Here is a 19,005-nt window from a genome sequence, read left to right as displayed (position 1 = left end):
TCAAAGGTTCATTTCTTCTATCTCCGCGCAGCAAAAAAAGAACGCCCCCTTCCACAACAATGCAGAAATGAACGTTCTTCATAGGTTAATACAAAACTTAAACGAGCCAGTGAAGTGCTGGGAAGTCAGTCTAGATTTTTTTTACAAATTCGGACTTCAGCTTCATCGCACCCAAGCTATCGATCTTGCAATCAATATCGTGGTCTCCGTCGATCAGACGAATATTTTTCACCTTGGTTCCCTGCTTCACGACAAGGGAGCTGCCTTTTACTTTCAGGTCTTTAATGACCGTAACCGTATCCCCATCATGCAGCACATTACCGTTGGCATCACGGATAACTTTGGATTCCTCGGTATCCCCTTGATCTGCTTCCAAAGACCATTCATGTGCACATTCAGGGCAGACCAGCAGCAGGCCATCCTCGTACGTATACTCCGAATTACATTTTGGACAATTAGGCAAATTAGACATATGTATTAAACTCTCCATTCTGCATTTTCACTATCTCGCAAGTATACGTGATTTCGGGCGTATGTTCCATACGATGGCTCACTGCATTCTTCATTTGTCTTATATTTAAACAAAATTTAAAGGAACAGGATCTTCAGTTTAAGGAAAAAACATTATGATTAAAGAATAACAGCTCATCTTAATGCGATTATGTATAACCTGTTGAGCACCGATAAATGATCTTAGTTCTGCTAATAATTAAAAAACGATTTCATAAAAAACTTTCTATTCAAAGGAGCTTCCGTTTATGTCTTCATATGTTTTCCCCATTCAGACTGCATTTATTATCTTTGTCATTGCATCCATGTTCCTGCTGGTGCCTTGGCTGATCTATGGTTATCGCAAGGATGGCTTCTTCAGCTGGTCACGGTTTGCTGTCAGCTTTTCTTTTATTTTTTTCCTGCTGGCTGCTTACTGTCTCGTGATCCTGCCGGTTCCAACGACTCGAAACAACTGTACCGGGCCAGCTGCACATGCATTCTATAATCTGTCCCCGTTTATGTTCGTAAAAGATATTATGAGGGAGACACCTGTCATATGGTCACAGCCATCAACCTGGATTAACATGCTCAAGGGTCGGGCCTTCCTGCAGGTGATGTTTAACGTACTGCTGCTTATGCCGCTGGGGGTATATATTCGCTATTTCTGGCAAAAGAGAGCCTTCTGGAAGCACGCGCTAGTGGCCGGTTTTGGACTTTCCCTGTTTTTCGAAATTACGCAGCTTACCGGTCTTTATGGCTACTACAGCTGCCCTTACAGGCTGTTTGATGTTGATGACCTGATGCTGAACACATCCGGTGCTGTGATTGGATTCTTTGCCGCCCCACTGCTGCTGGCCTTATTCCCGTCACGTGCAAGTATCCAGGCCAAGAGTGAACAGATTGCCGAACAGAACCACGTCTATCCTGTACCACAGCTGCTTGCACTGCTGATCGACGGAATTGTCGTAGTGCTTATTGCGAATTTCTTATCGATCTTTACCTTATCAAATGATATACAAGATGTAATAAATACATCTACCGCGATGGTTATCGTGCTGCTCTTTGTCCCTTGGGTCCGCAGCGGGGTTACACCAGGATCTGTCGTTCTGCGATTCCGTTATGTAGATCGCCAGAGCGGCATGCCGAAGCCGCGAGCATTATTTAAACGATTCATCGCTATCTATGCCCCTTGGCTGCTGTTAACCATTATTCAACTAGCAAGCAAGTATGCATACCCTAATTATCAGAACGATGCACTTGATTCTTATCTGATCTGGATTTCCCTGGGTGTAAGTACTCTGTATTTCCTCGTGTATATCGTCCTGTTGATTCATGTGGTGGTCGTGCTGTTCTCTGGTGGAAAGCGTTCCTTCTACTTCGATGAGGTATCCCAAATACGAGCTTCGCGCAAATAACAAAAGGAAGAGCTCCCTCTATCCGACGTTCACTTGAAAAAAGGCGGTGCTTCATATCAATGAAGCGCCGCCTTTATATTTACCTTTGTATCCTCAGATACCGGCTTAAGATATTGGCATGCTGAACATATCGGATGCTGCACTTAAAAAAAATCATTTAATGCCTAACAGCTCACGCTTGGATGCTTCCGGATCATGAACAACCTCAATCTCATGATTAAAGATCAGCGTTGCCCGATTCTGGCGATATTCAGGCCATTCAATTCCTGCTGTCTCAGGCTTTCCATTCTTGGCAAAGGAAATCCAGGCATCCTGCACCTTAAGCGCAAGAGCTTTAGCCGCATCATCCGGCTCTGCTTTCATGAATTTCAGGGCATCCAGCGTGTTAAATACAAAGAACATCTCGATGCTGTGAATGGCTCTTTGCAGAAGAGGATGCTCAGGCATCACCCAGTCAAAACGATACATCCATACGGGGGCATGCTTCTGCTGTGCAGCTGCATACTGCAGCGCTGACCGCCAGAAGAACATATCGGTCATGACTTGGGCCTGTCCATCTGCTGTTTTCGGATAACTATTGGCAATGGCGACACGGTTCTCCAGATCGGGAGTCATGAAATCAACCCCCTGCACCATATCAATTTCCTCGGAAAACGGTACATGAGGCTGAATAAACAACGCTCCCTCATGCAGCGTGGTGCCGATAAGTACAGGAATATCCTGTGCGGAACCCTCACTTACAGCTTGAAGCGGGATCTGAGGCAGCGTCTCGCCATCCAGCACAGGTTGGAACAGCAAAGCCATACCTGCTCCACTCTGCTGCTTCACCGTTTCTGCTGCTTCCATGATCTGCTCCACTGGAATGCTGGTCAGCTTCTCCAGATTATTCCGCTCCACACCCAGCACTTTCAATACACCTTCTCGTAAAGCTGAGGCCTGTTCTGCTGGCATAAACTGCGATGCACCGCTCTCCATAATGGCACGCTGGAACAGCCCTTTGGCTGATGGCATCGCCATTAATGCAGCAATACTCATACTGCCTGCCGACTCACCAAACACTGTAACCTGCTCCGGATCACCACCGAAGGCCGCAATATTATCCTTCACCCACTGCAGGGCAGCCACCTGGTCCAGCAGTCCGGCATTGGATGCGAAGGAGTGACCCAGTGGGGCCATATGGAGGAATCCAAGCGGCCCAAGCCGATAATTAATGGTCACGACAATAACATCACCGCGAACGGCCAGCTGTGTGCCATCATATACAGGCAGACTGCCTGATCCGGTTACAAATGAGCCTCCATGAATCCAGACCATAACAGGCAGGGGGTGACTGCTTTCTTTTTCAGGGGCCCAAATGTTCAAATATAGACTGTCTTCTGACTCTGGCGGCTTCTGCCCGCCCATCCATTCTGAATCATGGCGCGGCTGTATATTCTCAGGTCCGAATTCGGTCGCCTGTCTGATTCCATCCCATGAATCGGGCTGCTCCGGAGCTCGGAAACGCAGCTCTCCTACTGGCGGCTTCGCATACGGAATACCCTTCCATACGCTTGCACCGTGTAAAAGCTCGCCTTGAACCATACCATATTTCGTTTCAACTTGAAGTTCTCGCATGCCGCTTCTACATCCTCTCCGTAAATAAGTGAATTAATAGGTATACATCATCAGACTGACCATGTGTATCTATTTGAGTATAAATCTTCAGCATACCCATTTACAACTTTACCCAGAAAGACGCATTTGCGTGACGTTTCACGTGGAACTTTCTTTTAAATGATAAACAAAACTATAATGGAAGCTGTACAGATTAGATTTTTGATGCAGCCTTCATTGTTAGTTATTTCTCAAACGGCTTCAAAAAATTTTCTCGAGGAAATCGCCTAATTTATATCCTAAACTATAGGACTCTTCAACAAGATTAACGGTGCTTTTTATGAAAAAACGGAATCCATTAAAAATAATGATTGCCAGCACCAGTACGATTATAGGCAGCATTCCTTTACTGTAAATCTTCCAGTTTGCCTTCCTCAAAGAGAAGTCACCCCTTCACAACAAAATTCGATCTCACTCATAGCTTGAAATTGATTATTATGTATAATTCCGCCATACACCACGGCATCGTTTCTCCTATTAAGGATAAAACCCAACCTCTGTATATATTATCATTCCCTTCTCTTTTATAAACTGCATAAGAAAAAGAAGAGATGTAAGATTGCTTCATTATATAACGAGCATATAAACCAAAGAGCTGCCCTAGTCAAATAAATGACTTCGGTGCAGCTCTTCTTAATGGTCTTCCTTCATTCTGTATGCTCTGAGTTTCCGCTTCTTTTAAATGTTACTTCTGTGCCGCTGCCTCAATATCCGCATATGCCCAATGTTCGGCAGGCACATCGCTAAAGGATGGTACTTCTGCTGTCAGCGGTGTACGTTTGAACAGCACGTTCAGCACTTTCACCGCTTCTGCACGGGTCAGCTTGCCATCTGGTTTGAATGTACCGTCATTGTAACCTGTCATCAAACCTGTCGATTGCACATAGGCAATCGCGTCTGCTGCCCACAGATCTGCTGCCACGTCCGTGAAGGAAGCGGCTCCTGATGCCGCGGAGGCCGTGCCTGCAGCCGATGCATCATTCGTCTGCTGCTGCATCCAGCGGTATGCGATTGTCGCCATCTGTGCACGCGTAATCGATCCTTCTGGAGCAAATACGGTGTCATTCAGGCCATTCATGATACCTGCAGCCTGCGCTTGTTGAATCTCGCCTGCTGCCCAATGTGCCGCAGCTACGTCTGCAAAGTTTGTACCTTCCACAGCAGCTGTTTCACCCGACAGATTACGAGCAAGCATCGCGGCCATCTGTGCACGTGTAACGAATGCATCTGGACGGAAGTCTGTACCGAAACCTTGAATGTACGGGTGATTTGCTTTCGATTCCTTGTTCAGGCCATCGACCACAACCAGTGTAAATGTACTGAATTTCGTTACGGTAAACTCGATGCCTTCGCTGTTATTCGTCAGCTTCACGAGCTTGCCGCGTACCAATTCTTTGCTGCCGTCGCTGTGTTCAATGTACACCGCCAGGTTATTCAATGCTTGCTGACGGGCGGCTGTCTCGGTTGGCAGGCTGCTTCCCAGCGGCAGTGTCAGCGTCACTTCACGACTCTGCATGTTCGTTTCAATTTCTACCGGACGAGCCAGTACACGAACGTTTGCATTCGGAGCAGCCTGCTGAATCATCTGCTCTTTTTTCGCACGCTCTTCCACTTCTTTACGCTCGAATTCTTTCTTAAGCGGCACGATGCGGAAGTATAAATCTTGATCGAATCCAGCGATGGACTTCGTTGGAATGGAGATTACGGCATTCTCCGTCGAAATTTCCAGCTTGAGCGAGCCATCACTCAGGTCTTTTACTGCCGTTTTCGGAACTTCGACACGTGTCTCGGACACTGCGTCTTTGGTATCTGGAATGACGATGCGCGCTGTATCGGTGCCCAGCTGTTTTGCTTTTTCGACCGACTGTTTGGCAATCGCTTCTGTCATTTTCACCAAATCTTTAACCTTGCCATTGGTTTCCGTTGTACGGGTGATCGGAGTTTTGGTCAGGTTCATGCCGTTAACGCCGTTCACATCCACCACTAACTGCTCCTGCTTCGTTGTCGATGCTGGTACAGACGATGCAGGTGAAGATGATCCACCACCAGTGCTGCCGCTTGTTCCACCTGTATTACCGCCACTACCGCTGCCAGGGTTAGGGTTAGGATTAGAGCCGTTGCCACTGTCTCCGTTTGCTGTAAAGACAATCTTCACGGCACGGCTTGGCAGTTCATCGCTAAAAGCCTTGTAGCGAACCCACACAGTCTTGCTGCCGCTAAAGTCCAGGATCGGAGCGGAGGCAAGGTCAATCCAGTTCAATTTGCCATCAAAAGAAATCTCCATCTTACTATCCAGACCGATGATTTTGTTATTGATGTCATCCCCTTGGACTTTCGGAGCTTTAAAGAATCGGTTGAATACATACTGCAGATTTCCAATATCCTCATAGCTGTGTTGATCATCAAGCACCCACTCAGCTAATTCCATTCTTCCTTCAGGGCTGAGCTCTACTCTTTTGGATAGATCGAGGGCACCTATACGATCAAACTTATATTTGTTAAAAAAGGCTTCGCCTTTAAGCTGATCGTTCATTGCTGACTCAAGCCATTCATCCATTAGAGGGATGGTGTTAGACTCCCCAAAAGAAGTATAAGGTTTGGACAGATGCTCAAGCACAATATCCGGATTCACAATATCACCTTTAAACTCCCCTTCCAGTCTCTCAAAGGCAATAGCGTGCAGATATTTGTAAGCTAATACGCCTCGATCCAGTTTACTGCGCTCCAAATATTCATCACCAATTCTGTTCAGTCCTTGTGTACGCTGATCATTAAAGTGAAGGGTGCCATCTACCAGCTGCTGAGCAAGAAGATCAAGCCTCGCTCTCAGCGTACTGAATTGATTTTGCTCCCATACCGATTGGGCCAGAAAACCGAGCTCAATCATATACTGAACCTGGCCTTTGTTATCGAAATCTTTGTTTACATTCTTGATCAGGAAGTTTGCAATGAAATTTCTAACCTGTAGAGATAAAGCACCATATCGATTAGGTAGAGTAATGCCCAGATTAGGGTCTTCCATAGCCGCACGCATAGCTGGAATGTCTCCACTTCTTTTCGCGGCATTCAAAACAGACAAAGAATCTGTGCCGTTATCGTCGGTGAAGAATTTGTCAAAAGCAGTCTGGATTTGTTCAAAGTTTGCATATCCTTCAGATGATGGACGCTCCTTTATCATATGATCTGCAAGTGCATTTAACTTTTCTTGATCTGTCTTTATCCCATCCATCTTGCTCACATCAATCGGAAAGCTCTTCACTGGACTTCCGGAGTTACTAATATTGTATTCCTTAATATCCAACTGAAGTTGGATCAATCTCGACATTGAATCGTTCATTTCAGCGGTGGTTTGCCCCTTACTATTGATTAAAGGGGTGTCCTTCACTGCGCTGTCAATATAAGAAAGAACTCGTGACACAGGATCATTTTTTTTAGATCTCAGTTCCAATATATCTGCTGTCATATCTCTTTCAATGTTTGAAGACTGAAGATATAGATCGATAACCTGATAGAATAAACTGTCAGCAGCAGGATAATCAAAATAAAGTTTACGGTCATTTTGCTTCGTATACAGTTCATTCAGTGAAGTTATTTCATTTGGACCATCTATATTGTGGATGAATTCAACTGCCTTCAGAGCTAACTGCACAAGGTACTCCACCTGTTCTTTATTCGCATATCCATCACTCGTAGGTGGATCTAATTTCAGCATATATACAGCGATCGCCTTCTGATCCTCCGCAGAGAGCTGTTTAAAATTAGGTGTGGCTATGAAATTTTCATCACTCAACAGTTCAATCGCTTCTGTAATATAGTTATTATAATTGCCTCTATCCGCAACTTTTTTTAACTCGTTATACTTGATGAGCCCTGGTTCAAAGAAAGCATCAAACGCTTTTTGAACGTCAGATATCGTTTCATAACCCTCACCCTTATGATCAAGCATCCACTGGGCAAGTTCAGCTTTTTTAGTATCGTCTGATTGAATAGTCGACATTTTACTCATATCAAGCGCATAAGGCAGAACTTCGGATTTGTTAGGGAAATCTATATGAACCTGAATGAAGCCATAAATTCCATATAATTTATTCACTGACTCTTTCATACTGGTAAGATCCATGGCTTTATTTATTTCTTTATAAGAAGATATTTTAGTTCTCATAAAGTTTAGCTGACTATCAAAATACGTAGTGGAAGGGAAATTTATGAATGTGAGGTTATAAAATAAAATATCACTCACGAACATTTTCACATCTGCACCTGTCAAGCTCAGAAAATGGTTTCCATCATTGACCCATTCCGACTGTTCAATGTTTGGAAAATAGGTAGGCCATTCTGCAAGCAGACTATAAACCAGACTTATGTTTTCCTGCAGTTTATTTGGTTCAATCTGTTTTGGAAGTTTGATGAGGTGGTATACCAAATCAAATACGTACCCGACTTGGTCCTCATTTTCATATGAATATCCCAGTGGAAGCAGCAGGAGCATGCCTCGGGCTATTTCACTTTTTTGATCTTCACTCAATCCTGCGTAATCTTCAGGTAATTGAAGTAACTCCCCTGTTTCCAATAAATTGCGGATATTGTTTATTTTAGTTTCTGCATTGGATTCATCGTAGTTACTTCTCTCCCAATTCAACAGTTCCTGAGGTGTAGATGCAGCATTAGCAATACCTCCCACACCTACTACCTGCAGTACTAAAACCATCACCAATAAGCAGCTTACCAACTTCTTGTAATACATCTCGTTTATATCCTCCCTGTCTCGTGTTTTTCTGTATAAGTTTATTGTTCTGCGACGTAAGACCTAGTGTAAAACACAGCAATAAACAGAATCTAAACAGAAAATGATAATAAAAGGAAAAAGATCCACCCTATAGTTAAATATAGAGTGGATCTCTTTATATTTTCCGCCACCTAACTTGACTGCCTCAATTGGATAAACTCCCCGACATCTTTGCCAAAATTATAAATAAGCAAGGCCCCGCTGGCAGCAAAAAATATGAGAAGAACAAGACCTATAAAAGGGTTCCTATCGACATAATTACTTAAATTGGAATAAAACATTTTCACCTTGTTCATTATAAATCCCCCATTAAACAAATTCTTTCCACCTACTGTTCTTAGCCCAAAATTTTATCAACATTTATTGGGTTTGACCCTTTCCATCCTCTACTACCAGCTTATACTCCCGCAGTCTCCCCTCATAGATCAGATGCAGCTGCTCACATTGGCGAAAATCATCCGGGGTTACGAGCGCCGGGAGTTTGTTCCAGAGCTTGATCCCTGAGCGCTGCGAGCATTTCGGCGACAAACTGCGAGCAGAAGTAGGAGTTGCTGAATTCCACCGGTTCCTTGAGTGTAATACCTATGACGCCCAGCAGATTGTACATATATTTCTGACGACTGCGGATGAAAATGTGCAGCACCCGCTTCATTTTTTCTACTTCACGCTCCGTTACCTGAAGCTTATATATGACACATGTGGTGTTGGGATATTTACTGTAAGTTCCCGTCTGGATATCCTCCTTGACGAACCCGCCGTTTAGCGGATTGCTCGGGTGTTTGCGGCCGAAGCTGTATAGTTCCGTCAACTCCCGGTCAAACGAGATCGAGGCGTGATTGTACGGCGCTTTCGTGTAGCTCTGAATCACTCTTGTGAACAGCGTCCCTGTATTGGTCAGCAAAATATAAATCGAACGTTCATCGGTCATCCTCATATTTCCCCTTATCAAGTTGGCTCTATTCCTTCATAATAACATAGGTACCCTATAATGGAATCTCACATTGAATAAGCAGGTGATCTTCGTACATGAGCAGCTCCCTATTCACATTAACTTTAATCTTCACAGCTTTACTTGTTATTCATATCGTATATAAAATCACTGCCAAACTGCAGCCGGACAAGGATTATTCGGGCATCGGAACGAAAATCAAAACCTGGTGGGGCATGCTGGTTATCTTCTGCCTTGCCACTCTGTTTAATCCGATCGTTTCCTTGATCTCCCTTATGGTGCTTGCATTTTTTTCGCTTAAAGAGTATTTCTCGATGATCCGCAACACACGTAAAGCTGACCGCCGCTTGTTTCTATGGGCATATCTTGCGATTCCAGTCCAGTTCTACTGGATTTACATTGGATGGTATGGCATGTTTATCATCTTTATTCCGCTCTATGTATTTCTCGTCCTGCCAATGCCGCGTCTCATTAACAAAGGCACCATCGGGTTTCTGCGCAGTGTCAGTTCCACCCAGTGGGGACTCATGCTGATGGTGTTCGGGCTCAGTCATCTGGCTTATTTTCCATTTGCCTCTCCTGAGTATGGATCGAAATTGGTACTCTTCCTTGTAGTGTTAACACAGCTTAATGATGTGGTACATTATCTGGTGTCTCTATATTTGGGCAAACGCAAAGTAGTGCCCACGGCGAATCCTTTTATCACATGGGAAGGATTTGTGTGCGCATTCCTTGTCACGACCGCAGTTTCCTATTTCATCACGCCTTACCTGACACCATTTGATTGGCCATTCTCGTTGTTCATCGGGGCGCTGATCAGCCTCGCCGGATTCTTCGGCAGCCTCACGGTATCCGTGCTGAAGCGTGATCTGCTGATCGGGGATGACAACAAGTCTGATGCACTGAAAAAGAGTTATCTCAGCCGGGTTGACAGTCTCACCTACACCTCTCCGGTCATGTTTCACGTTGTACGGTATTTCTTTGAATTTATGTGAGATACGGTCACTAAAGACTAGGGCGTGTCTGGGAACGATGAAGGAAACAGATTTTACTGCATTTTCGTTACCAATAGAAAGTTCTCATGAGAAATGCCGGGGCACGTCAAGCGAAACTGACGTAATGGAGGACAAAAAGGCGGTAAAACACACTTCTATAGGCTTCAAGGCACCCCTAGTAAAGTATGGTTCTAAAATGATTATGCATGTCCATGTCATCATCAAAAAAAGCAGCCCTAATGGCTGCTTTTTCTGTTCTAATTTATTTCTGCACAATAATCCAGCAGTTACTTCAATTGGATCTCCTTCTCGGACATCAGCTTGCCGCCTTCCTCATTGGTAAATACAAATGTGGCCTTTCCGCGTTCGCCTTTCATCTCGTCGGAATAGATAAACCCGGAGAACTGTCCATTACCGCTTAAATAAAAGCCTTCCTCCCCGTTCGCACCATGATCGATTGCTTCCTGGAGCGAATTCACAATAGTTACAGTGTTCGAGGTCCAGCGCATTTCCGTTAAAGAATACCCCTTGGGCAGCTGCTTGATCGCAAAATCAAAGCTGTTGCCTTCCATTGGTTTATCTGACTGATCAATGACAATCTCGATCTCCTCCGATGATGCCTTCGTACCGGATTTTGTCTCCATCCTGCTCTCTTCTTTTGTGCTGCTCTGATCCTGATTGTTCTTGGCCTCCGCATTAGGTATGGAACCTTGGCCAGCTTCCTCAACTGGCTGTTTCGATTGAGGATATGCATGCTCCTGCACCGACTCTTTATTATTTTTGGCGCCGCAGGCGCTGACGACAATCACCATACATAACACAGCTGTATACAGTAATGATTTTCCGATCTTCCGATTCATACTCTCCATCGTCTCCCTTCATTCTTCCTGCATGCAGCTCATACACAGCTAGAACGTGCATCTTATTCATCACTACACCATATCGTCCCTCGTGAAGCTCCATAATATGTAAATGAGTAATAAAGAAATTAAACTGCTGCTGCTCTTTAAGTGAAATTGTATGGGTTTGCATAAAAGAATATCGGAATCAGACGTTGTAAAATGGGTTATGATTAATGATGAAATTGCGGCAAATCCAGTACCTGGCCTGTCTGAATGTTTCCATGAGCGAGTGAGTTTGTATCTTTGAGCGCTTCGACATAAATCCGGGTATCCATCTGCTGCGGCTTATTGGCAAGAGATATACTCCACAGCGTGTCACCTGATGATACAACGATCTTCTTATTTAACAGGACCGGCTGATCTCCAGCCGAGGCTGTGAATACAACACTGCATCCAGCAATAAAGACACTAATGGTAATGATCAGCTTAATCATTGCTCTCTGTTTTATTTGATTGGGCAGAGAACGCAGGTTATGCGATTGCGGTTTCCCATACAGAACATCTGGCTTGACCGTCAGAGCCTGTTCAGGTTGATGAATGCTTTTGTACGTGGAATATCTCATCTGTATTTTTGACCTCCGATTTTTATCTTCTCTTTTTCGTCAACCTATGACTAATTCGCCTATATAAATTCATCTAACAACATAAATATTTAACAACCTCTTTTATGTGACTAGGCATAAATTACTATCTTTTAATTTGATTTATAGGTCTATGTTATCACTTCATTCTAAACAAATTCTGAACAATCCCTATACTTTCAAAAAATATTCCTGATCAGAATCGATGCCTGATTTTCGGCGATGACAACGGCAATCCTGTCTTATAATAAAAGAATAAGGATGATTCTACTGAAGTGAGGACGTGCAGTTTATGATTTCTGCAGAGTTGAAGGAACGATACTACCGGGCACTGCTCGAAAAAGATTCGGAATATGAAGGCTTATTTTATGTCGGTGTTAAAACAACAGGTGTGTTCTGCCGTCCTACCTGCCCGGCGCGAAAACCGAAATTCGAGAACTGTGAGTTCTACGAAACAGCCCAGCAAGCCCTGCTTGCCTCCTTTCGTCCGTGCCAGCGATGCCGCCCTTTATCCCATCCCAATCACGTTTCGGATGTGGTTCGCATGTTAGTGGAGGCTGTAGAGAAGGAACCGGAGAAGCGCTGGAAGGGACAGGACTTTAAAGCCCTATCCATTGATGAGTCAACAGCTCGCCGTCAGTTCAAAAAGAGATTCGGCATGACCTTTGTCGAGTATGCCCGCGCCCGGCGAATGGGACTGGCGCTGAAGCATATTCGCTCAGGGCGTACTGTCATTGATAGTCAGCTCTCCACAGGATATGAATCCAGCAGCGGGTTCCGCGATGCCTTTTCACGGATTATGGGGGCTGCGCCTACACAGGTCGATGAAGAACTGGTGCTCAAAGCAGCCTGGATTGATACTCCTCTTGGCCCTATGATGGCGGTGGCGGATGAGCAGGCGCTTTATCTGCTTGAATTTGTTGACCGCAGAGGATTGGAGCGTGAAGTGGAACGACTGCGCAGACGGACCAAATCTGCGATCGTGCCCGGCACAACAGCACCGATTCTATCCATTGAACGGGAATTAAATGAATATTTCGACGGCAAAAGGACAGCGTTCGACACACCGTTGTTCTGTTTAGGAACACTATTTCAGAAGCAGGTCTGGGAAGTATTGTTGGCGATCCCAGCCGGAGAAACCAAATCCTATCAGGGGATTGCCAATCTACTGGGGAGGCCCAAAGCCTGCCGAGCGGTAGCGCAAGCCAACGGGGCCAATCAGTTGGCCATCGTTATTCCATGTCACCGTGTCATTAATTCAAGCGGAGAACTGGGCGGTTATGGGGGAGGACTGACACGTAAAAACTGGCTGCTGCAGCATGAGAAGCAGGGATCATAAATGTCAGGAAGCAGCATGTCACAGGGAAAACTGCATCTATTTCATATAAGAGGAGCATCAAGATGAATATCAATATACTGCGGGAAAAAGCTGAGCAATTTCATCAATACCACCAGAAAGGGAATCCACTCGTATTAGTTAATGTGTGGGATGCTGGAAGTGCACAGACCATTCGGGCTGCAGGAGCCAAGGCTATTGCTACCGGCAGCTGGGCCGCTGCCGCGGCTCATGGTGAACAGGATGGAGAAGCTTTACCCTTCCAACTGGTGCTTGCCAATCTGGCCCGCATCACACAAAGTGTAGATTTGCCTGTAACGATCGATATCGAGGGAGGGTATGGCAGGTCTGTGTCAGAAGTGAAACAAAATGTCAGAAAAATTATGGATCATGGCGCTGTGGGAATTAATATCGAAGACCAGCTTCCCGGAGGGGAAGGTCTGTACAGCACCACAGAGCAGTGTCTGAGATTATCCGCTGCTCGAGAGGCTGCTGCGCAGATCGGCATCCCTCTTTTTATCAATGCACGTACCGATCTATTTCTGCAGCATGCTCCCGACCAGCACAATGAAGCCTTAATCAACGAAGCCGTCTTACGAGCTAAAGCTTACGCAGAGGCGGGGGCAAGCGGTCTGTTCGTTCCAGGTTTACAGGATCATCACTGGATTCAGGAGGTGTGCAGCCGTTCGCCGCTTCCCGTCAATGTTATGGTAACCTCCTCAGAGCCTTCACCCAAACATCTGGCTGCACTGGGGGCTTCACGAGTAAGTTATGGCCCTTATCCTTATCTGCAGGTTATGGAGCATTTGAAGGGGCTCGGGCAGCGTATTTTAACAGGCTCATAATGCTCATAATGAAGATGTGTATTTGTACCGAGCTATCCCTCAAGGACGGAGGGTGTTTCCAGCCTCCGCCTATGGTATAATCCCACTACCTAACAGTAACAGGAGGCATATATGCTTAACGTTGAACAAAAGCTTGAAATTCTGGAATCCTATCCCCAGCTGCAGCGTAGAGATGTTTCTCTGGGGCGTGTCAATTTTCACTACGAAGACAGTGCGTACGAGAAAAAAATTGTGGCACTTCATATTCATCCGAACGGTAATGGTTATATCTATGCAGGACTGCTGCCCGATTACGAAACAGATGCGAAAGGGTTCGTCAATATTCGCGATTACTCGGAAGCGGATCTGCGTACCCTGCTCGATGCAGCGATCCAAGCAATGTCACATAACCCAGATGCTGTTGAAGTGAGTGAGAACGTACCGCCTCTAAAGGAATCCGCTGCATCTCCAATGACTCTCTCAACAGGCGGGGGGATCTGGATCAATGAAGATGGACATACACTTACACTAAAATATGATAATGATATGTGGTGTGTATATGCCGGTCATGAGCTGGAGATGGCTTTTGAAACACGCAGCGAAGCTGGTGAATATCTTCAGGAAGAAGGATTCAAACCGCAAACCCAAGCGTAAATAAAATACAGCAAACACGAGGTGAGAAGATCTCCCTCGTGTTTTTCTGATTCCCTTTTTTACTATGTGTTATTAATCCACTGTGTGTTACTACCACTATCAATGGGCAAGCCATCTCTATTGATTGAACACCAAGCTTCATGTCCTGCCTAGAAAAATTTGTTGACGTTAGCCATTAGGGCTGGCTCACCGTTAATCCTTGCTGCTTTTCCGTACAAGCGGTGCATGTTTCATCATGGGATAGGTGGACAGTAGAAATGCTGCGCCGATCAATCCGAGTACGGTGAACAGCATCATTCGATTTAGATAGGCGATCCAAAGCGTAAATTGCTCCATGTCCACAAATGCAATCACCAGCGATATCACCAGACCCAAACCAAAAAACATGAACAGGAAATTACGCATACCAAGCCTGATCCAGCACACCGTCAAGAAAACGGAGAGACCGAGAACCAAAAAGCCAAGCATCAGATCCATCCATAGATAAGGAAGTACAAGATAATGGGAAGAGTAAAGCATGCCCGGTTGGTACAATATGACATGCAGCCCTCCCTTTACATTCAGCAGATGAACGAACAAATAGATCATGTGCAGTATAACCATGGTACCAGCAACCATACAGGTCCCCATAATATAAAATGATTTCATAAATTGAACCCGTGTACTGCCCATGCCCACAGCTACCGGATAGAGCGTGACCAGACCCGCGATGGCAAAAGTACATATCCCCCCATACATCGGTCCGAATAACTGCGAGGAATAACTAACATCAAACAGGAGGCCAATAGCAATATAGATAGCCGTTAGTCCAAGAGCTATGGAAGTGAAAATAATCAGATACAATCGCATATCGTCTAAAATCAGCCGGTTCGTCCCTTTTACTGCATTCATACTCTCGCTCCCTCCTGCTTCCGGGTTACATGAACCAGATAATCCTGCAGTGATGCTTTTTCGATCGAAAGCCCATGCTGCTGAGCCTTTACTATCCAATCCTTGGAATACACGTCATCAATCATCACTTTGGCAGTTGTACCCATCCGGGCAGTATCAATAACATCAGCCCTCTGAGAAACCTCTTCCACATCTCGAATATTCCCTGTTAGAAGAATCCCACGTTCGCGTATCTCCTCCATAGGTCGATGGTACAAGATGTTTCCTTGATGTACTACCATCAGGGTTTCGCACAAAGGCTGTACCTCTTCAATGTGATGTGTTGATATGAGAATCAAACGCGGGTGATCTTCATACGTTTCCAGTAATGCCTCATAGAAAAGTTTCCTTTTGTCAGCATCCAGCCCGTTTGTAGGCTCATCCATAATCGTTACACTAGCGCGGCTGCACAGCCCCAGAATAATCTGCGCGGCTGTCTTCATCCCCTTCGAAAATTTGCTGATTCTCTGTTTGGAGGGCAGCTCGAATATGTCAATAAGCTGCTTGGCAAGCTGCTCATCCCACTGAGAATGAAAATGTGATCCGATGGTAACCAGATCATGGATCGTCCAGTTTTTGCCGAGCGGATGATTCTCCTGGATATAACACAGATGCCCTTGGGCACTGAGATTATTATACGGGTTCTGGCCCATAATCCGAACGGTCCCATAGTCGGGACGGTTGTGCCCAGCGAGCAGACTCATCAATGTGGTTTTGCCAGCCCCATTCCTTCCCCAGATTGCTCCAATCACAGGTTCCTTCTCATGCAGGGTGACGTTGTCCAGCATAGGGGGGGTGTTCTTTTGATAGCTGTAACTTACCTGTTCCATATGAATCATACTTCACGCTCCTTATCCTTCTTGCCGCGAATCAGATCAATAATCATGTCCTCATCCATACGAATGCGTCTGGCTTCTTCAAGTAAAGGCTGGATATATTCTTCGTAAAAACGCTGCTTCCGTTCCACAATCAATGTTTCTCTGGCCCCCTTGGCAACAAACATTCCTACACCCCGCTGTTTATAGATAATGCCCTTGTCTACCAACTCCTGCAGCCCCTTTCGCGCCGTAGCGGGATTAATATTGTAAAAGCGAGACAATTCATTGGTGGAGGGAACCTGCTCTTCCACCCTTAATCTGCCTTCCACAATATCGTCCATGATCATCATAGCGATCTGATGAAAAATAGGCTGAGATTCATCCAAAGTCGATTTCATCTGTTTCCAACTTTCATACATAATAATGATTGGTGTACCTCATCCGTCGATGAACAGCTCGACAGCCCTGCTGCCTACTTCGTTAACTAATCTTCTTCGACCTTCGGTTAGTTGGTTAGTTACTCATGTAACTAACTATAGTATACAATAACTACCTTGTAAATAGGCCCTTGTTAATTCATTATTTTTTTAATCTGGATTCGATTATATTGGTTCAGAAGAGCATCAAGCGCTACAGATTGTCGGATCACTTCAGGATGGAGGAGACTGCCGTATTGCAGATGTACCTGATGCAGCTGCTGTCTTGCATCTTCGATCTGTGACTTTAATTCCATACGATCCACAGCCTCCCCTCCTTTTGTCATATTTTAGCTTATTATGCCAATCAGTAGGTTGAAGAAGATATGACAGATGAGCTCTTTCACCTGCTGCTGCTTCTATGACACATCAAAAAAGCGCCTCTGAAAGAATCAGAAGCGCTTAGGTGGCTTAGACTTATGTCCCTAAACCGTGATCGAATGTTTTGTTAATTGGGGGATTGAGATTACCCGGGGTTGGAGAAGGACCCGTAATGACCGGTAAAACACCTACCAGTATACTACAAGTAACTATCAGCAAAGCCAGTTTTTTCTTCATTGATTTTCTGCACCTCACCAATCAAGATTTTGTATTGCTGTATAGCCGCATCGGACGCATAATCCCTATACTGCTCAAACAGTCCGACACTTCTAAGCATACCTCTTCCATCGCTAATTTCAATAGAAAATCTCAAGCTGTCCAGAACAAAATTTATACCCTGCGCAAATTGGTCTCGTCTCAGATAGTACTTGCCTAATCCAGACAAAAGACGGACGTACCGATCATCTGTAATCTGTTTGCTGACTTTCCCGATCCGGTTCCGCTGCTCCTGATAAGTAAAGTGCGGCGCATACTGCTCTAACACACCATCGATATTCATATCATATCGATTGGCCGCTGTTACAATATCACATAACGCAGGAAATATTTCGTTCTCTTTCGTTGAAATGTAGGATAGATATTGAGGCAGGATTTCAAATTGTCCAGCCATTAATTGATATATATAACGGTTCCCCTCAGCCCATTCCTGAAATTGTTGAATAACAACCATTTCTTCATGATCGGGATCTTTCACCCAAGTGGAATCCGAATATAACGAAACATATTTAAGCGCCATCTCATAATTATCCAAATGAAAGTAGGCACTTCCTGAAGCCAGATAAGCATACATGATATAAAAAATGATTGCTCGCTTGGTTTCTTCCGCCTTCTTCCGCCCATTCAGTTCATAGTGAATGGTCGCCTTCACCCGCAGCTTCTCGGATAACTCCTGTACTTTGCTCCATCTGTGGAGTGAGGCAAAAGCATTAATCAGCTCATTTAGTGCATCCAGCTGATACCGTTCATCCAGTCGATCCACGTAATATTCAAATTGTGCAGCAATAATGACATTCCGCTGCTGATCATTTGTCAGTCCCAGCTTGAACAAGCGATACTGACAGAGGGCAAGCCGCTCGGAATGCTGCATCTTCTCACTTTCGGCTATCGTTTCATATAATAGAGTTGCCGGTTTCCATTTGCCTTCATGATAGAATTCCTCTGCCACCTCAAATAACAGCGGGATATAAGACAGATTATCCATCATTAGACGAACGACCTCTTCGATGCAGTCCAGCTTGTCCAGTTCGGCACATCGATGCAGGAACGGACCTAATCTCCGCCAATCCGGTGCAGCATGCACAAAGCATTCATCAATATACATCTCATAGAAATGGCCCGGCGCAAGCTTCATGGCTGATGTGATGCGGTCCAGCTGCTGCATAGAGATCGGCCTATTTTTATTCAAAATATTGCTGAGTGTACCGGAATTAATTCCTGACAGTTCTGAAAAAAGACTGATCGACATCTGTTCGCGCTTCAGATAACGTTCTAAATGATCACGTATCGTGGTTGTCGGCTCCAAGGGAACACCACCCTCCAAAATAAAAACACCAAAACGAGATTGTTAGTACACAAAAGTAATTATATGTAATCTGTACATGCTTTTCAATAAAATAATTTCAACTAATTTGTATTAATTACATTTTAATCCTTTTGAAACGAAAAAGTATGTATCTATATTTTATATCAAAAAGTGTTATTTTTCCAAGACCTAAAGTGAACAAAAAAAACACGAGCCGTCAGACTCGTGTCGATCAATCAAACATCACAGTATATTTGCATGCACATTTGCAGTGCATGCACTGGAGCTGCA

The 19,005-nt window shown here is 44.8% G+C and carries 15 protein-coding genes and 1 pseudogene; 5 read left to right on the top strand and 11 right to left on the bottom strand.

Annotation, left to right across the window (positions count from 1 at the left end):
• Positions 1-130: 130 nt before the first annotated feature.
• Positions 131-472 carry a zinc ribbon domain-containing protein YjdM gene (locus tag ABXS70_RS27040; RefSeq protein WP_366292303.1) on the bottom strand — a complete coding sequence of 114 codons (342 nt, stop codon included), beginning with the start codon at positions 470-472 and terminating at the stop codon, positions 131-133.
• 286 nt (positions 473-758) lie between these two features.
• Here ABXS70_RS27040 and ABXS70_RS27035 point away from each other — a divergent pair, with 286 nt between their 5' ends.
• On the top strand, positions 759-1,907 hold the full coding sequence (locus tag ABXS70_RS27035; RefSeq protein ID WP_366292300.1) for a VanZ family protein: 1,149 nt from the start codon (positions 759-761) through the stop codon (positions 1,905-1,907).
• Positions 1,908-2,060: 153 nt separating this feature from the next.
• Here ABXS70_RS27035 and ABXS70_RS27030 read toward each other — a convergent pair whose 3' ends face one another.
• The 3 genes and pseudogenes from ABXS70_RS27030 to ABXS70_RS27020 form a co-directional block, all read right to left on the bottom strand.
• Entirely contained in the window at positions 2,061-3,521 is a 1,461-nt protein-coding gene (locus ABXS70_RS27030; RefSeq protein WP_366292297.1) for a carboxylesterase/lipase family protein, read from the bottom strand.
• Between the two features lie 724 nt (positions 3,522-4,245).
• A complete protein-coding gene (locus ABXS70_RS27025; protein ID WP_366292294.1) occupies positions 4,246-8,304 on the bottom strand; it encodes an S-layer homology domain-containing protein in 4,059 nt (1,352 codons plus the stop codon).
• A 402-nt stretch (positions 8,305-8,706) separates the two neighbouring features.
• Positions 8,707-9,274, bottom strand: a pseudogene (locus ABXS70_RS27020) (hypothetical protein).
• Positions 9,275-9,372: 98 nt separating this feature from the next.
• On the opposite strand from ABXS70_RS27020, the gene ABXS70_RS27015 reads away from it, so the two are divergent.
• Positions 9,373-10,290, top strand: a complete 918-nt coding sequence (locus ABXS70_RS27015) for a phosphatidate cytidylyltransferase (protein ID WP_366292291.1) — start codon at positions 9,373-9,375, stop codon at positions 10,288-10,290.
• A 287-nt stretch (positions 10,291-10,577) separates the two neighbouring features.
• On the opposite strand, the gene ABXS70_RS27010 is transcribed toward ABXS70_RS27015, so the two are convergent.
• A complete protein-coding gene (locus ABXS70_RS27010) occupies positions 10,578-11,150 on the bottom strand; it encodes a hypothetical protein (protein ID WP_342553431.1) in 573 nt (190 codons plus the stop codon).
• Positions 11,151-11,362: 212 nt separating this feature from the next.
• Complete coding sequence (locus tag ABXS70_RS27005; protein WP_342553432.1) at positions 11,363-11,755, bottom strand: LysM peptidoglycan-binding domain-containing protein; 393 nt, start codon at positions 11,753-11,755, stop codon at positions 11,363-11,365.
• Positions 11,756-12,065: 310 nt separating this feature from the next.
• Between ABXS70_RS27005 and ABXS70_RS27000 the strand changes: the two genes are divergently transcribed.
• The 3 genes from ABXS70_RS27000 (at position 12,066) to ABXS70_RS26990 (ending at position 14,587) form a co-directional block, all read left to right on the top strand.
• Complete coding sequence (locus tag ABXS70_RS27000; RefSeq protein ID WP_342553433.1) at positions 12,066-13,112, top strand: trifunctional transcriptional activator/DNA repair protein Ada/methylated-DNA--[protein]-cysteine S-methyltransferase; 1,047 nt, start codon at positions 12,066-12,068, stop codon at positions 13,110-13,112.
• Positions 13,113-13,174: 62 nt separating this feature from the next.
• Positions 13,175-13,954 carry an isocitrate lyase/phosphoenolpyruvate mutase family protein gene (locus ABXS70_RS26995; protein ID WP_342553434.1) on the top strand — a complete coding sequence of 260 codons (780 nt, stop codon included), beginning with the start codon at positions 13,175-13,177 and terminating at the stop codon, positions 13,952-13,954.
• A 111-nt stretch (positions 13,955-14,065) separates the two neighbouring features.
• Positions 14,066-14,587, top strand: a complete 522-nt coding sequence (locus ABXS70_RS26990) for a hypothetical protein (RefSeq protein ID WP_342553435.1) — start codon at positions 14,066-14,068, stop codon at positions 14,585-14,587.
• Positions 14,588-14,779: 192 nt separating this feature from the next.
• Here ABXS70_RS26990 and ABXS70_RS26985 read toward each other — a convergent pair whose 3' ends face one another.
• The 5 genes from ABXS70_RS26985 to ABXS70_RS26965 all read right to left on the bottom strand — a co-directional run bounded on the left by ABXS70_RS26985 (position 14,780) and on the right by ABXS70_RS26965 (position 18,714).
• Positions 14,780-15,478 carry a hypothetical protein gene (locus tag ABXS70_RS26985; protein ID WP_342553436.1) on the bottom strand — a complete coding sequence of 233 codons (699 nt, stop codon included), beginning with the start codon at positions 15,476-15,478 and terminating at the stop codon, positions 14,780-14,782.
• Complete coding sequence (locus tag ABXS70_RS26980) at positions 15,475-16,356, bottom strand: ABC transporter ATP-binding protein (RefSeq protein WP_366292286.1); 882 nt, start codon at positions 16,354-16,356, stop codon at positions 15,475-15,477. Before ABXS70_RS26980 ends, ABXS70_RS26985 begins: the two co-directional genes overlap by 4 nt.
• A complete protein-coding gene (locus tag ABXS70_RS26975) occupies positions 16,353-16,733 on the bottom strand; it encodes a GntR family transcriptional regulator (RefSeq protein ID WP_342553439.1) in 381 nt (126 codons plus the stop codon). Before ABXS70_RS26975 ends, ABXS70_RS26980 begins: the two co-directional genes overlap by 4 nt.
• A 173-nt stretch (positions 16,734-16,906) precedes the next feature.
• On the bottom strand, positions 16,907-17,068 hold the full coding sequence (locus ABXS70_RS26970) for an aspartyl-phosphate phosphatase Spo0E family protein (protein WP_342556481.1): 162 nt from the start codon (positions 17,066-17,068) through the stop codon (positions 16,907-16,909).
• Between the two features lie 263 nt (positions 17,069-17,331).
• Positions 17,332-18,714, bottom strand: a complete 1,383-nt coding sequence (locus ABXS70_RS26965) for a helix-turn-helix transcriptional regulator (RefSeq protein WP_342553440.1) — start codon at positions 18,712-18,714, stop codon at positions 17,332-17,334.
• Positions 18,715-19,005: the final 291 nt, after the last annotated feature.

This window comes from Paenibacillus sp. AN1007 (assembly GCF_040702995.1).
GTDB lineage: Bacteria > Bacillota > Bacilli > Paenibacillales > Paenibacillaceae > Paenibacillus.
This window is presented reverse-complemented; position numbering and strand designations above follow the sequence as displayed.

Bases quoted from the DNA above. Each gene is read 5' to 3' on its own strand.
- ABXS70_RS27040 (WP_366292303.1), bottom strand. From the start codon at position 472: ATGTCTAATTTGCCTAATTGTCCAAAATGTAATTCGGAGTATACGTAC.
- ABXS70_RS27035 (WP_366292300.1), top strand. From the start codon at position 759: ATGTCTTCATATGTTTTCCCCATTCAGACTGCATTTATTATCTTTGTC.
- ABXS70_RS27030 (WP_366292297.1), bottom strand. From the start codon at position 3,521: ATGCGAGAACTTCAAGTTGAAACGAAATATGGTATGGTTCAAGGCGAG.
- ABXS70_RS27025 (WP_366292294.1), bottom strand. From the start codon at position 8,304: ATGTATTACAAGAAGTTGGTAAGCTGCTTATTGGTGATGGTTTTAGTA.
- ABXS70_RS27015 (WP_366292291.1), top strand. From the start codon at position 9,373: ATGAGCAGCTCCCTATTCACATTAACTTTAATCTTCACAGCTTTACTT.
- ABXS70_RS27010 (WP_342553431.1), bottom strand. From the start codon at position 11,150: ATGAATCGGAAGATCGGAAAATCATTACTGTATACAGCTGTGTTATGT.
- ABXS70_RS27005 (WP_342553432.1), bottom strand. From the start codon at position 11,755: ATGAGATATTCCACGTACAAAAGCATTCATCAACCTGAACAGGCTCTG.
- ABXS70_RS27000 (WP_342553433.1), top strand. From the start codon at position 12,066: ATGATTTCTGCAGAGTTGAAGGAACGATACTACCGGGCACTGCTCGAA.
- ABXS70_RS26995 (WP_342553434.1), top strand. From the start codon at position 13,175: ATGAATATCAATATACTGCGGGAAAAAGCTGAGCAATTTCATCAATAC.
- ABXS70_RS26990 (WP_342553435.1), top strand. From the start codon at position 14,066: ATGCTTAACGTTGAACAAAAGCTTGAAATTCTGGAATCCTATCCCCAG.
- ABXS70_RS26985 (WP_342553436.1), bottom strand. From the start codon at position 15,478: ATGAATGCAGTAAAAGGGACGAACCGGCTGATTTTAGACGATATGCGA.
- ABXS70_RS26980 (WP_366292286.1), bottom strand. From the start codon at position 16,356: ATGATTCATATGGAACAGGTAAGTTACAGCTATCAAAAGAACACCCCC.
- ABXS70_RS26975 (WP_342553439.1), bottom strand. From the start codon at position 16,733: ATGAAATCGACTTTGGATGAATCTCAGCCTATTTTTCATCAGATCGCT.
- ABXS70_RS26970 (WP_342556481.1), bottom strand. From the start codon at position 17,068: ATGGAATTAAAGTCACAGATCGAAGATGCAAGACAGCAGCTGCATCAG.